Below are 12,517 nucleotides of genomic sequence, written 5' to 3' on the forward strand. Positions count from 1 at the left end.
GGCTCCTTTCAAAAAAGATGCCGCACACCGAACTCCCAGCCCGACGAGCGCCGCCCGCCCGCCGGCGCCACGCCGCCGCTCACCACGTAGCGCGCCTGGCCGCTGTTCATGAGCCGCGCGTAGGTGCCGTAGAGCGCGGTGCGCTTGGAGAGGTTGTGCACGTAGCCGATGCCGAACTGGCGCGCATCGTCGCGGTTGCGCGGCATGCCGTTGGCATTGCGCAGGCTCTCGTCGCTGCGGTCGTCCAGGTAGGCGTAGCTCAGGCGGATGCGGCCGACCTCGAAGGCCGGAATGTGCACGCCGATCTCGGCCGTGTTCTTGCGCACCGTGCCGGCGGCGAGCTTCACCGTCACCTTGTTGTAGAGCGCGAAGAACTTCGCAAAGCCCGCGTCCCAGGTGCCGCCGATGTTGGCGTGCGTGTAGTTGCCGATGGCGGCGGTGGCGTCGAAGTGCGTGCGCGTGACGGCCGCCGCAATGTCGAACGCGCCCGCGGCAAAGCCGAAGCGCGCACCGGCAAAGTTGCCGTCGTCGCGGTTGGGCGCGGTGGAGTCGTTCTCGCCGGTGCCGATCATCGCCATGCCGTAGAAGCCGCCGAGCCCGGCCGGCAGCCAGTAGCTCACGGTGTTGCTGCCCGTGATGCCGGTGGGCAGCGGCCCGGTACCCGCGCCCGCGAACGTGAGGTTGCCCGCGCGCGCCACGCCGTTGGCGTTGAAGGGATCGAAGTAGATGCTGTTGTAGTGCGTGGGAATGAAGTCGCGGCCCAGGCGCAGCTCGCCGAACTTCTGGTGCGACAGGCTCACGAAGGACATGCGGTCGAAGGTGATCGGGCCCGCCGCGCCCGCGCCGCTCGCCTGGTTGTTGCTGTTGCTCGGCCGGCCCGTGCCGTTGTCGGGGTTCAGGCTGCCTTCGAGCCAGAAGCCCGCGCGCAGGCCGCCGCCCAGGTCTTCGGTGCCGCGGAATCCGAGCCGGCTGGTCGAAAGGCCGCCGTTCGACAGCGCCTTGACCGAGCCGCCGCCCTCGCCTTTCGTGTACTGCACGCCAAGGTCCACCACGCCGAACACGGTGACGCTGGACTGCGCATGCACCGCGCCGCTGCAGGCCAGCGCCAGCGCCGACCCCATCAAGAATCTCTTCATGTTTTCTTGTCTCCTGCTTCTTCTCTTGGTTGAAAAACTCGGGAACGCGCGCAGGGCTGCGCCACCGGGTGCGCGCGGGGGTGCGCGCCGGTTGGCGAAGGCCGGGTGAAAAAAGCCTAGGGCTCGGGGCGTTCGGTGCGCACCAGCACGGCGCCCTTCGAGAGCGGGCTCACGTTGCGCCGGTACTGCTGCAGCCAGCCGGTGTCGAAGGCCGGCGGCGGCGCCTGCCAGTCGGCGCGGCGGGCGGCAAGTTCCGCATCGGCCAATGCGATGTCGAGGCGGCGCGCATCGAGGTCGATGGTGATCACGTCGCCATTGCGCACGAGGCCGAGCGGCCCGCCGAGCGCGGCCTCGGGCGACACCTCGGCCACCACGAGGCCCTTGCAGACCAGGCCCGAGAGATGCCCGTCGGTCAGGATCGCGACCTGGTCGCCCAGGCCCGCGCCGTCGATCGCGAACACCACGCGCGAGGCGCCGCCGCCCATGGCCGGGCCGCCGCAGGCGCCGGCGCCGCGCATCACCACCACCTGGCCCGGCAAGATCTCGCCCTTCTTGAGCGCCGCGATGGCCGCGTCCGAGGTCCAGAAGCACACGGCCGGGCCCGTGAAGCTGCGCACCTTGCGTTCCACGATGCCGGTCTTGATGAGCCCCGACTCGGGCGCGAGGTTGCCGCGCAGCAGCACGATGGCGGGATGCGGCGCGACCGGGCGCTCGATGGGGCGGATCACCTCGGCGCTGGCGACCTCGGCGCCGCGCAGGTTGTCGGCGACCGTGCCGCCCGTGACGGTGAGCGCACCGGTGTCGAGCAAGGGCGCGAGCTGCTTCATCAGCGCGCGGCAACCGCCCGCCGCCTCGAAGGCCTCGATGCTGTGCTCGCCGATCGGCCGCACGCCGGCCAGCACCGGCGTCTTCGGGCCGAGGCTTTCGAACAGGCCATACACGTCGACGCCGCACTCCCCCTCGGTCGACACGGCCTGCAGGTGCTTGGCCGTGTTGAGCGAGGCGCCGATGGCCAGCACCGCGCGCACCGCATTCGCAAAGGCGCCGGGCGTGAGGATGTCGCGCGGCTTGAGGTCGTCCCACACCATCTGCACGATGCGCGTGCCGGCGGCGCGCACGTCGGCCATCATCTTCGGGCTCAGCGCCGCCACCGGCGCGCTGCCCGGCAAGGCCATGCCGAGCGCCTCGCAGACGATGTGCATCGAGTTGGCCGTGCCCAGGCCCGAGCACACGCCCGGCCCGCGGATTGCCTCGCGGCTCATGCCCACGAGTTCTTCGACCGGCAGGTGGCCCGTGACCGCATGCATCGCGCCGATGAACACTTCCTCGATGTCCATGTGCTTGCCGCGGTACTCGCCGCTGGGCTGGTAGCCGCAGGGCACGAGCAGGGTCGGGATGTTGAGCCGCGCGGCCGCCATGAGCTGGCCCGGCACGGTCTTGTCGCACGAGGTGAGGCACACCATGCCATCGAGCTGCGCGCCTTCGACCGCCACCTCGATGTCGTTGGTCACGAGGTCGCGCGCGCCGAGCATGTAGGCACCGCGCGCACCGGCGCCGGTGATGAAGTCGCTGGGCGCGGCCGTGCGGATCTCGAAGGGCACGCCGCCCGCGGCGCGGATCGCGGTCTTGATTTCCGCCGCCACCTTGTCGAGGTGGCTGAAGCACGCAGCCAGCTCCGACGAGCTGTTGACGATGGCGATCTTCGGCTTCTCGCAATCCTCTTCCGGAATGCCGAGCGCACGCCAGTGCGCGTTGCGCACCGACCAGAGGTACGAGCCGCGCGGGAAGTTGCTGCGCAGGGGTCGGGTGGTCATGGGCGGTCTCCGGGCTTGTTCTTTTTGGTGATCTCGATCACGCCGCGGTCGGCGTCCACGCGCACCCAGTCGCCGGTTGCGATGCAGTCGAGCGGGTCGCGCTCGAAGTCGGTCATCGAGGGCGAATGCGTGACCACGGCGCCGAGCGCCATCTTGGTGGTCATCTCGTTGAACAGGAAGGCTGCGGGCGCCGAGTTCATGAGCCGCGTCATGTGGAACATCGCGGACCAGCCCGACGAGCCCTTGGCGCCTGGAAACACCAGCACCTTGCCCGCGAAGCTCTGGCCGCGCAGCTCGTGCCGCGTCTCGATGACGGTGCCGGTGCGCGGATCGATGCCGCCCCAGCCCGAGATGCGGTCGCGCGTGACGAGCGCCTCGCCTTCGGCGATGCCGCCGACGACCTTGCGGCCGCGGATGACCAGGGTGGATGTGTTGTCGCGTGCATTCATGGTTTTGCTCCTTCCCCTGCCGGGGCTGAGGGCTGCGGCTCCAGTTCCGCCTGCGCGGAACTGGACAGCCCGAAGAGCGGCAGCCTCTGGCTGCCTGCACCGAGGTTGGGATGGGGGCTGGCAGAGCGCTCGATGGATGCGACGCTGGCCCCCACCCCGGCCCTCCCCCGGGAGGGGAGGGAGAAAGACAAAGACATCGCAAGGCTGAAGCTCATTGCATTCCCCCGTTCCAGCGGCCGGTGCACGCCGCATCGATGCACTCCGCCGTGCTGCCGAACCACGCCTGCACGCCGAGGATCGCGGGCAGGTAGTGCGCCTGCTTGGCCGAATCGAGCGCCACGGTCTTCGTGCCCTTGGGCACGGCGCGGCTCATGGCCGAGCAGCTGTCGGTCATGAGGATGCCGCCGGCGTCCTCGATGATCTTCGTGTAGCCGTTGCGGTCGGCCAGCGACTTGATGGCGCGCGGCGTGAAGATCCACAGCTCGCAATCCGGGTGCACGCGGCGGCCCTCGATGAGCTGCGCGGCTTCCCAGATCTGCTCGATGGTGTAGTGCGGGCAGCCGAGCATCACGTACTGCACCTCGGCGTCCTTGCCGGTGGCGTTGATCTTCTCGTAGGTGGCGCGGCGCTCGGCTTCGCCAAAGCGCAGCACCTCCACCGGCGCGCGGCCGCCGAGCGCCTGCTCGAGCGTCAGCGCCTCGGGTGTGATGCCCGCGATGTGGTACATCTCCACGCCGCCCGACGACGATGCCGCCGCGCCGAAGTGCTTGAGCCGCGGCAGGTTGGGCACGCGGGCGATGCCGCGCTTGCTGTGCACCACCGGCACGCGCTCCTGCACATGCTCGCCGATGTAGTAGCCCAGGAGGCCCCAGTCCTGCACCGATTCCACTTCGACGTCGAGCTCGACCACGTGCGTGGCATGCCGGTTCTCGTCGAGGTGGTAGCCCCAGTACGGAATGCGCCCCGTGAGCATGGCGGCGCCGGTGCTCTCGCGGCCTTCGGTGTTGGTGCGCGCACCGAGCACCGAATTGCAATACACCACGGCCGACGATTCCATCCACGCGCAGTGCTCGCCGCGCGTCGGGATGTTGCCGACCTGGTAGGGCGTGCAGGTGTTCATGATCTGCGCGCCCAGGCCTGCCGCATGCCGCTCGCTCTTGTTGTAGAACTGCACGATCTCCTCGCTCACGCCCATGCGCTCGGGCTGGCCGGGGTCGAAGCCCAGCTGCAGGTGGCTCGTGAAGACCTTGAACTTCGGGATCTCGACGGTTTCCTGGCTGTCGAGGCTGAACTCGGAGAACACCGCGTCCATGCCGCCGCCCTTGGCCAGCGCGAAGTCGCGCTGGAACGGCGTGGTCGAGGTGATGGTGGCGCAGACGTTGCGCGTTTCCACCAGCCGCTCGGCGCCGAGCGCTTCGCCGTAGCGCATCAGGAGGTCCATCGCCTTCTGCACGGCCGGCCCGTCGCGGCCGTCCATCATGGCTTTTTCTTCATCGCTCAGGTGCATGGCCTTGTGTCTCCGTTTTTTTATGTCGTGGGGGTCGGCCGGGGCTAGCCCGGCAGAGGCGTCGGCACATGGCCGCCGATGTCGCGCGCAATGGTGAGCGCGATGTCGTGCAGGCGCGGTGCCAGTTCATTGCGCAGGCGCTCCTCGGTGAACACGAAGGCCGCGCCGCCGCCGTTGAGCGCCATCACTTCGCCATCGGGCCCGATGAGCGGCACCGACACCGAGTTGATCTCGCGGTGGAACTCGCCGAGCGAAAGGCAGTAGCCCAGCCGCCGGGCTTCGCCGATGGCGCGCGTCATGCCGGGCGCGATGCTGTCCCACTCGGGGCCGCGCAGGAGGCGCATCGAATCGACCAGCTGGTTGCGCTGCGCCTCGGGCAGCGCCGAAAGATAGGCGCGGCCCAGCGCCGAGTTGGCCAGCGGCGCGCGCGAGCCCACGTCGAGCCGCGCCGACAGCATCGACGAGCGCGGCCGGCAGGCCTCGATCAGCACCATCTCCATGCCGTCGCGTATCGCCAGGTAGACCGAGGCGCCCACCTCCTCGGCCATCGCCTGCATGCTGGGCCGCGCGGCGGCGCGCACGTCGAGGCTGCCGAGGAACACGCGCGACAGCGACACCACGCCGGGCCCGAGCATGAAGCGGTCGGCCACCTGCGCGGCCTTGAGCATGCCCAGCGAGAGCAGCGTGGCGACGAGCCGGTTGACGGTCGGCCGCGGGATGCCGGTCATGCGCGCGATGTCGGCATGGCCCAGCACGGGGCGCGCCTCGCTGAAGCAGCGCAGCACCGAGATGCCGCGCTCCAATGCGCTCACGGTGTCGGCGCGGTCGCCGCGCGCATCGGCGGCATCGGCGGCGGAAAAGGAGGCGTCGTTTTTGTCAGTGGACATGGAGGAACCCTTTGCAAGACTCTGCAATGTAGAGGCTGGCGAAAGCGCGTCGGCCGGGTTCATGCGACTCAGATCCCGGCTTCGGCCGCGGCCCGCGCCTGCGCGCCCTGCCCGGCGCCGGCGCGCAGGTACACGCCCTGCGCGAGCAGCGCCGACTGCAGCGCACCCACGTCGACGAAGCGCGGTTCGATGCCGCCCCGCGACGCCAGCGCCGCCGCCACGCCCGCGGCCTGGCCGGTGATCCAGCACTGCGGAATCTCGCGCATGAAGCCATGCGAGTTGCGGTCGCACGAGATGTGGCGCCCGCAGGCCAGCAGGCCGTCGAGCTGCTGCGGCACCAGCGCACCGTAGGGAATGGAGATGTTCGGAAACTTGGGCGACACCGCGGGCGTCACGCCCACCTCGTCGGCCAGCGCCACGCCGTCGGGCCACTGGCTGCGCAGCACCGCGCCCACGCCGGAGAGGCGCCGCGCATGGCGCACGCCGATCTGCGGCGCGCTCAGCATCAGGTAGGCCTCCTCGAAGCCCGGCGCATGCGCCTTGAAGTAGTCCAGGTGCGCGGCCATGGCGCGGTGCGAGCGCACTTCGACGGCCGTGAGGTCGTCCACGTCGAGCGCGGAATAGCCCGACTGCCGCGGCCCCATGAACAGCGCCACGTCGTTGCGCCACGAGACGAAGGGCCGCTCGAACAGGCCGCACACTTCGCGCCCGCGCGCCATGAAGGCGCTGAACGCCTCGGGCTGGCCGGCCTTGAATTCGATCCAGCGGTTCATGTCCACGCCGCCGAACAGCCACGAGGTGTTCATGCAGTGGTGCACGTCGGCCTCCTCGATGTCGTTCACGAAAGCCGCGCCGGCGCGCGCGAATAGGTCGCCGTCGCCGGTGGCGTCGACCACCACGTCGGCCATGATCGCCATGCGGCCTTCCTTGCTCTCGAACACCACGCCCTTCACTGTGCCGTCCTGCACGATGGGAATCGCGGCCCACGAGTGGTAGATGAGCTTGACCTTGCGCTCCAGCACGATCTCCTGCGAGAGCAGCTTGAGGCGCTCCGGGTCGATGGTGGGCGACCACGTGACCACGCCGTGGTAGGCGGCCGTGCGCTGCGACCAGTGGGCGGCCTTGGCCGCGTCCTGCGAGCCCCAGTCCTCGCGCGCGGGGCCGGCAATGGCATCGGCCGGCAGGCGGTCGAACAGCTCTTCGGCAAAGCCGCGGATCACGAGCTGGCCTTCCCAGTCGGTCATGCGGTCGATCCAGATCACGAGGCCGCCGGTGGAAAGCCCGCCCAGGTGGTTGTAGCGCTCGAGCAGCGCCACGTCGGCGCCGGCGCGCGCGGCGGCTGCGGCGGCCGCGGTGCCCGACGGCCCGCCGCCCACCACCAGCACGCCGCAGCGGTGATAGACCGGAATGTCCTTGGCGGGCTCGGACCAGGTGCCGTGGTCAGGCCGCTTGACGCGGCTGTCGCGGTCGAAGATGTCGGAGCTGAGGATGCGCTCGTCGGTGCGGACGACAGTTTTCATGGATGAGTGTCTTGGATGGTCTGTTGCATCGTATTTTGATTTCAATGTTCATTTTGTCAAACAAAAAAAGGCTGAAAATAGCATCTATTCGGGGTATTCCCTAGTCGATATGGATTTTTATGGTTTTCTAAACCAATATAAGAAGAACATTCCCAACGGAGACATCGATGAAGAAACCCTGCGGCACCCGCCGCGCATTCGGCGCGGCGCTCGGCGCGGCGGCCCTGCTGGGCGTGGCGCCCCTGGCGCTGGCGCAAGACTTTCCGGTGCGCGGCGGCAAGCCGATACGCATCGTGGTGGGCTTCACGGCCGGCGGCGGCACCGACGCGCAGGCGCGCATCGTGGCGCAGAAGCTCGGCGAGGTGCTGGGCACGGGCGTGATCGTCGACAACAAGCCCGGCGCCAGCACCATGCTGGCCGCAAGCGAGGTGGCGCGCGCGCTGCCGGACGGCTACACCCTGCTCTATGCGCCCTCCTCGACCATGGCGCAGAACCCGCACACCTTCTCGCAGGTGCCCTACGACCCGTTCAAGGACTTCACCGCCATCTCGATGGGCGGCCGCGGGCCGCTGGTGCTGTCGATGAGCACCACCGTGCCGGCCCGCAACGTGAAGGAGCTCATCGCCTACGTGAAGGCCAACCCCGGCAAGGTGAGCTACGCCTCGTTCGGCGCGGGCACCTCGTCGCACATCTACGGCGAGGCCTTCGTGAAGAAAGCCGGCATCGACGCGGTGCACATTCCCTACAAGGGCGGTTCGGACGCGGCCAAGGACCTGATCGGCGGCCGCGTGCAGTACATGTTCGATTCGGCCTCCTCGGCCATCATCACCTCGGGCACCGGCAAGGTGAAGATCCTGGCGATTGCCGCGAACGAGCGCATTGCCGCGCTGCCCGAGGTGCCGACCTTCGCCGAGCAGGGCCTGCCCGGCCTCGACCTGCCGAGCTGGCTCGGCTTCTACGGGCCGGCCCACATGCCCGCGCCGGTGGTCGCAAAGCTCAACGCCGCGCTCGCGCAGGTGCTGGCGATGCCGCAGGTGCGCGAGTTCTACCGCAGCGGCGGCTACGAAGCCGGGGCCAGCACGCCCGAGGAATTCGCCGGCGTCACGCGCTCGACCTACGAGCGCTGGGGCGCGATGGTGCAGCAGGTCGGGCTGGCGAAGCAATGAACGCCTGGCCGCACTCCTTCATCGGCCGCCGGCGCGTGGCCGCGTGGCTGGTGTTCGCGCTCGGCGCGGCCGCGCTGCCGTGCGGCGCGCTCGCGGCCGGGCCCGCGGCCTTCCCCGAGAAGGGCCGCAGCATCCGCATCGTGCTCGGCCTCGCGGCGGGCGGTGCCTCGGATGCACAGGCGCGCTTCGTCGCCAACAAGCTCGGCGAAGTGCTGCAGACGCCGGTCATCGTGGAGAACCGGCCGGGTGCGAGCTTCATCCTGGCCACCGAGGAAGTGATCCGCGCCGCGCCCGACGGCTACACGATGATGTACGCGCCCTCTTCCGTGGTGGCGCAGAACCCGCAGACGCTGGCGCAGGTGCGCTACGACCCGTTCAAGGACCTGACGCCCATCTCGCTCGGCGCGCGCGGGCCGCTGGTGCTCACGGTTCATGCGAGCGTGCCCGCGCGCACGGTGCAGGAGCTGGTGGCCTACATCAAGGCCAACCCCGGCAAGATGAGCTATGCCTCCTTCGGCACCGGCACCTCCTCGCACATCTACGGCGAGGCCTTTGCGAAGCAGGCGGGGCTGGACGTGGTGCACGTGCCCTACAAGGGCGGCGCCGATGCCGCGAAGGACTTTCTCGCGGGCCGCGTGCAGTACTACTTCGACGCGGCGCCCAATGCGATCCAGAACACCGCCACCGGCAAGGTCCGCATGCTCGCAGTGGCGGCGCCCAGGCGCAGCGCGATGCTGCCCGACGTACCCACCATGACAGAGCAGGGCGTGAGCGGGGTCGACATGCCGAGCTGGCTCGGTTTCTATGGGCCCGCGCGCATGCCCGCGCCGGTGGTCGCCAAACTCAACGCCGCGCTCGCGCAGGTGCTCGCGATGCCCGCCACGCGCGACTTCTTCCGCCAGGGCGCCTACGAGGCCGAGTCGTCGAGCCCCGCGCAACTGGCCGAGCTCACGCGCGCGACCTACGAGCAGTGGGGCGACATGATCCGCAAGCTGGGGCTGGCGAAGCAATAGCTAGGCCGCGCGGTTCAGCCCAGGAAGCGCAGCAGCAGCCTGTTGAAATCATCGGCGCGCTCGTACTGCGCCCAATGCCCTGCCCCGTCGATCACCACGCCTTCGCGCTGCGGATGGCCGGCCGTGAGCTGGGCCACCAGCGGGCGCGGATCGGCGGTGACGTCGTACTCGCCCCAGAGCAGCAACTGCGGTCCGCCCAGCGTGTCGAGCGCTGCCTGCAGGCCGCCCGCCTGCGACACCTCCTTGCTGCGAAAGCGCGTGCCGTGGCAGGAGATGTCGTGGATCTCGAAGGCCACCGGATCGATCGCGGCCTTGTCGTGCAGCATGAGCGCGGCCAGGTTGTGCAGCAGCGCGGCGCGTTCCTGCTCGCGATCGGGCGCGGCGCGCCAGTTGATCATCTCCACCGCCATGCGCCGCATCGTGCCGTGGCCGCCACTGCCCACGAGCGCGAGGCGCCGGATGGCGCCGCGCCGCACCGCGAAGCGCGCGGCGGTGAGCCCGCCGAAGGAGAAGCCGCCCAGGTCGATGGGCGTGCCCGCGCCGATCAGCTGGTCGAGCGATCCACCCAGCGCATCGAGCAGCGGGCCGAGCGGATCTTCGCCGGGCACGGCGCGCGGCGGCGCGTCGGAATCGTTGAAGCCGGGCATGTCGGGCAGCCACAGCGTGCGCCCGGCCGAGAGCGCCTCGACGTTGCGCAGCCAATGCATCCAGCTGCCATGGCCGCCGTGCAGCAGCACCAGCGGCGCATGGATGTTCTCATCGCCGAAGCGGCGCCAAGCAACGCGGACGCCGCCGTGCACCACGTCATGGCGCGTGCCGCGCGCGGCGATGCGTTCGATCAAGAGGCGGGCTTCTGTATTGAGATCTGGATCGGGAATGGAAGGCATCACCCGATTCTGCCAACGCGCCGCCTTTTCAGCTGGCGCCAGCGCCGAAGCGGTAGCTCGACACCACCAGCCCGCCCATGAACGCGTCTTCGTGATAGACGCGCTCGCCCGGCTCCTGCTCGGCCGCGCCGACCGCCACCATCAGCGGGATCAGGTGCTCCTCGCGCGGGTGCGCCATGCGCGCCGAAGGGGCTGCAGCCCAGTCCGCGAGGCGCTGCACGCGCTCCTGCGGCGGCGACTGCACGGCCGTGTGGTCGAGCCAGTCGCCGAAGGCCTGGGACACGCCATGCGCCTGCGGGCCGAAGTTGCGCAGGTTGTGATAGCTCAGGCCGCTGCCCACGATGAGCACGTTCTCGTCGCGCAGCGGCGCAAGCGCGCGGCCGAGCGCCAGGTGCTCCGCCGGATCGAGCCCGCGCTTGAGCGACAGCTGCACCACCGGCACGCCGGCATCGGGGTACATCGCCTTCATGGGCGAGAACATGCCGTGGTCGAAGCCGCGCTCCGGGTCGATGGCCGCGGGCAGCCCGGCCGCCTCGAGCAGCGACTGCACGCGCTGGGCCAGTTCGGGCGAGCCCGGTGCGTCGTAGCGCACTTCATAGGTGTGGGCGGGAAAGCCGCCGTAGTCGTAGATCATCGGCGGCCGCGGGTTGCCCTGCACCGTGAAGACCGGCGCCTCCCAATGGGCCGACACCATGAGGATGGCGTCCGGCGTGCGGCCGATCTGGCGCGGCATGTCGGCCAGCGCGGCGGCCAGCTGGTCGTAGGTGGCGCCCATTTCCTTCTTCATCCAGGGCCAGGGACCGCCGCCGTGCGAGATGAAATACGTGGGCAGGCGCGAGAGGGTGTTGTCGTGGGTCAAGCCGATGCTCCTTGAAGGCGTTGCATCGACTGTAGCCGCAGGCATTCCCATCAGGGAATCGAAGAACGGGAACCCCTCACAGTGCGGGGGGAAGGCATCGCAGGCGGGCTTCGTACGCCTCCCATTCACGCATGCGGTTCTCGAGATCTTCAGGATTGGCCGATTGCGCGAGGTAGCGTTCCCGCGGGTCGGCCGTTTCGGCAGCGCCGCGCCGCACAAGAGCGGAGATGGCACGCTTGAAAGTGCCGTGCACGGACGGGCTGGGCACCTTGGCTGCGTCGGCCGGCAGCGGGAGCGGGAGGATCGGGCTCATGTTCACGGTGAACTCCTCAAGTTGGAACCGCGAGTGAGGTCTTCCCAGGCGGAACGGTGAGGCCCCGAGCCTAGGGAGACCGCACGCTCAAGGAGTCATCGGAAACAATGACGCGCGGGATGGCCGCGCCATCGATCGATGCTCGGTCAGCGGGCTTCGGGCAGGCGCCCGAGCCAGAGCGAGGTCAGCGCCGCCCGGTTATGGACGCCGAACTTGGCATAGATCGACTTCACGTGGATGTGCGTCGTATTCGGGCTTTGGCCCAGGATGGCTGCAATCGCTTTCTCCGCCTTTCCTTCGAGCAATCCCAGCAGGACCCTGCGCTCCGTGGCGGTGAGCGGCGCGTTCGCGATGAGGAGCCCATGGCTGAGCAATTGCTGGCGATAGAACCAGCGCAGCCCGCGAAGCGCCAGGCCGAAAGGATTCTTGTCCGCCGATGAGAACCGGGGAGCTTCCGTGCTTCGGAAAATGAAAAGGTGCACCCGCACATCGTCATTGATTGCGCAGCGCATCGACATGCTGTCCGCGTGTCCGATGGCCAGGTAGTGGCGCTGGTAGTGCGGACCGCCGAACCACTCGGGAGGCAGCGCTTCGAACAGGAGCTGGGTGCGGAACGGTTCCTCGCCGGCCACGGCAAGGATCTGCGAGAGGTCGACGGACGGCGACCACAAGGAGTCGAACTGCTCCTGGACCGAAGCGGCCATCGGCGGCAAAGGCCGCAGGAGCCGGACGAAGAGAGGACGCCAGCCGTTCAGGGCGTCGCCCAGCGCGGGGCTCGGCAGCCGCACGACCACCGACCAGAGTGCGTTGTGCGCGCCGAAGATCGAGCAGAGGCTGCAGAGCAGGTGCTCGAGTGCTTCATCGCCATCGCAGACGGGGTAGTTCGCGAGCTTGTCCCACAGCGCGTAGATCGGCTCGGTGCCATCGTGCATTGAAGGCTGGGCGGGGGACGCAACTCCTGCATTC

At 69.2% G+C, this 12,517-nt stretch carries 12 protein-coding genes; 2 read left to right on the plus strand and 10 right to left on the minus strand.

Annotated elements, in window-relative coordinates; all coding sequences use genetic code 11:
- Nucleotides 1-8: 8 nt before the first annotated feature.
- From ACAM58_RS15515 to ACAM58_RS15540, 6 genes are all read right to left on the minus strand, one after another.
- Nucleotides 9-1,136: a porin gene (locus ACAM58_RS15515; protein ID WP_012748308.1), complete on the minus strand. Its 1,128-nt coding sequence runs from the start codon at nt 1,134-1,136 to the stop codon at nt 9-11.
- A gap of 116 nt (nt 1,137-1,252) precedes the next feature.
- Entirely contained in the window at nt 1,253-2,950 is a 1,698-nt protein-coding gene (locus tag ACAM58_RS15520) for a dihydroxy-acid dehydratase (RefSeq protein ID WP_369663084.1), read from the minus strand.
- Nucleotides 2,947-3,399: a DUF126 domain-containing protein gene (locus ACAM58_RS15525; RefSeq protein WP_012748310.1), complete on the minus strand. Its 453-nt coding sequence runs from the start codon at nt 3,397-3,399 to the stop codon at nt 2,947-2,949. The genes ACAM58_RS15520 and ACAM58_RS15525 overlap by 4 nt, the downstream gene beginning before the upstream one ends.
- A 211-nt stretch (nt 3,400-3,610) precedes the next feature.
- Nucleotides 3,611-4,906: an aconitase X catalytic domain-containing protein gene (locus ACAM58_RS15530; protein WP_012748311.1), complete on the minus strand. Its 1,296-nt coding sequence runs from the start codon at nt 4,904-4,906 to the stop codon at nt 3,611-3,613.
- Nucleotides 4,907-4,950: 44 nt separating this feature from the next.
- Nucleotides 4,951-5,793: an IclR family transcriptional regulator gene (locus ACAM58_RS15535; protein WP_012748312.1), complete on the minus strand. Its 843-nt coding sequence runs from the start codon at nt 5,791-5,793 to the stop codon at nt 4,951-4,953.
- 68 nt (nt 5,794-5,861) lie between these two features.
- Nucleotides 5,862-7,313 carry an FAD-dependent oxidoreductase gene (locus ACAM58_RS15540; protein WP_012748313.1) on the minus strand — a complete coding sequence of 484 codons (1,452 nt, stop codon included), beginning with the start codon at nt 7,311-7,313 and terminating at the stop codon, nt 5,862-5,864.
- 167 nt (nt 7,314-7,480) lie between these two features.
- Here ACAM58_RS15540 and ACAM58_RS15545 point away from each other — a divergent pair, with 167 nt between their 5' ends.
- Together ACAM58_RS15545 and ACAM58_RS15550 are read left to right on the plus strand one after the other, a co-directional pair.
- On the plus strand, nt 7,481-8,479 hold the full coding sequence (locus tag ACAM58_RS15545; protein WP_012748314.1) for a tripartite tricarboxylate transporter substrate binding protein: 999 nt from the start codon (nt 7,481-7,483) through the stop codon (nt 8,477-8,479).
- On the plus strand, nt 8,476-9,492 hold the full coding sequence (locus tag ACAM58_RS15550; RefSeq protein WP_012748315.1) for a tripartite tricarboxylate transporter substrate binding protein: 1,017 nt from the start codon (nt 8,476-8,478) through the stop codon (nt 9,490-9,492). Before ACAM58_RS15545 ends, ACAM58_RS15550 begins: the two co-directional genes overlap by 4 nt.
- 14 nt (nt 9,493-9,506) lie before the next feature.
- Here the strand turns inward: ACAM58_RS15550 and ACAM58_RS15555 are convergent, their stop codons facing one another.
- From ACAM58_RS15555 to ACAM58_RS15570, 4 genes are all read right to left on the minus strand, one after another.
- Nucleotides 9,507-10,379, minus strand: coding sequence for an alpha/beta fold hydrolase (locus ACAM58_RS15555; protein ID WP_012748316.1), 873 nt, complete (start codon nt 10,377-10,379; stop codon nt 9,507-9,509).
- Nucleotides 10,380-10,407: 28 nt separating this feature from the next.
- Nucleotides 10,408-11,238 (minus strand): class III extradiol ring-cleavage dioxygenase, encoded by an 831-nt coding sequence (locus ACAM58_RS15560; RefSeq protein WP_012748317.1) that lies wholly within the window; start codon nt 11,236-11,238, stop codon nt 10,408-10,410.
- Nucleotides 11,239-11,314: 76 nt separating this feature from the next.
- A complete protein-coding gene (locus tag ACAM58_RS15565) occupies nt 11,315-11,551 on the minus strand; it encodes a hypothetical protein (RefSeq protein WP_012748318.1) in 237 nt (78 codons plus the stop codon).
- A gap of 146 nt (nt 11,552-11,697) precedes the next feature.
- Nucleotides 11,698-12,483 (minus strand): helix-turn-helix transcriptional regulator, encoded by a 786-nt coding sequence (locus ACAM58_RS15570; protein ID WP_012748319.1) that lies wholly within the window; start codon nt 12,481-12,483, stop codon nt 11,698-11,700.
- Nucleotides 12,484-12,517 lie beyond the last annotated feature (34 nt).

It is taken from the genome of Variovorax sp. V116 (genome assembly GCF_041154435.1).
GTDB classification, from domain to species: Bacteria; Pseudomonadota; Gammaproteobacteria; order Burkholderiales; family Burkholderiaceae_C; genus Variovorax; species Variovorax paradoxus.

Coding starts and splice junctions, on each gene's coding strand:
- ACAM58_RS15515 (WP_012748308.1), bottom strand. CDS start 1,136: ATGAAGAGATTCTTGATGGGGTCGGCGCTGGCGCTGGCCTGCAGCGGC.
- ACAM58_RS15520 (WP_369663084.1), bottom strand. CDS start 2,950: ATGACCACCCGACCCCTGCGCAGCAACTTCCCGCGCGGCTCGTACCTC.
- ACAM58_RS15525 (WP_012748310.1), bottom strand. CDS start 3,399: ATGAATGCACGCGACAACACATCCACCCTGGTCATCCGCGGCCGCAAG.
- ACAM58_RS15530 (WP_012748311.1), bottom strand. CDS start 4,906: ATGCACCTGAGCGATGAAGAAAAAGCCATGATGGACGGCCGCGACGGG.
- ACAM58_RS15535 (WP_012748312.1), bottom strand. CDS start 5,793: ATGTCCACTGACAAAAACGACGCCTCCTTTTCCGCCGCCGATGCCGCC.
- ACAM58_RS15540 (WP_012748313.1), bottom strand. CDS start 7,313: ATGAAAACTGTCGTCCGCACCGACGAGCGCATCCTCAGCTCCGACATC.
- ACAM58_RS15545 (WP_012748314.1), top strand. CDS start 7,481: ATGAAGAAACCCTGCGGCACCCGCCGCGCATTCGGCGCGGCGCTCGGC.
- ACAM58_RS15550 (WP_012748315.1), top strand. CDS start 8,476: ATGAACGCCTGGCCGCACTCCTTCATCGGCCGCCGGCGCGTGGCCGCG.
- ACAM58_RS15555 (WP_012748316.1), bottom strand. CDS start 10,379: ATGCCTTCCATTCCCGATCCAGATCTCAATACAGAAGCCCGCCTCTTG.
- ACAM58_RS15565 (WP_012748318.1), bottom strand. CDS start 11,551: ATGAGCCCGATCCTCCCGCTCCCGCTGCCGGCCGACGCAGCCAAGGTG.
- ACAM58_RS15570 (WP_012748319.1), bottom strand. CDS start 12,483: ATGCACGATGGCACCGAGCCGATCTACGCGCTGTGGGACAAGCTCGCG.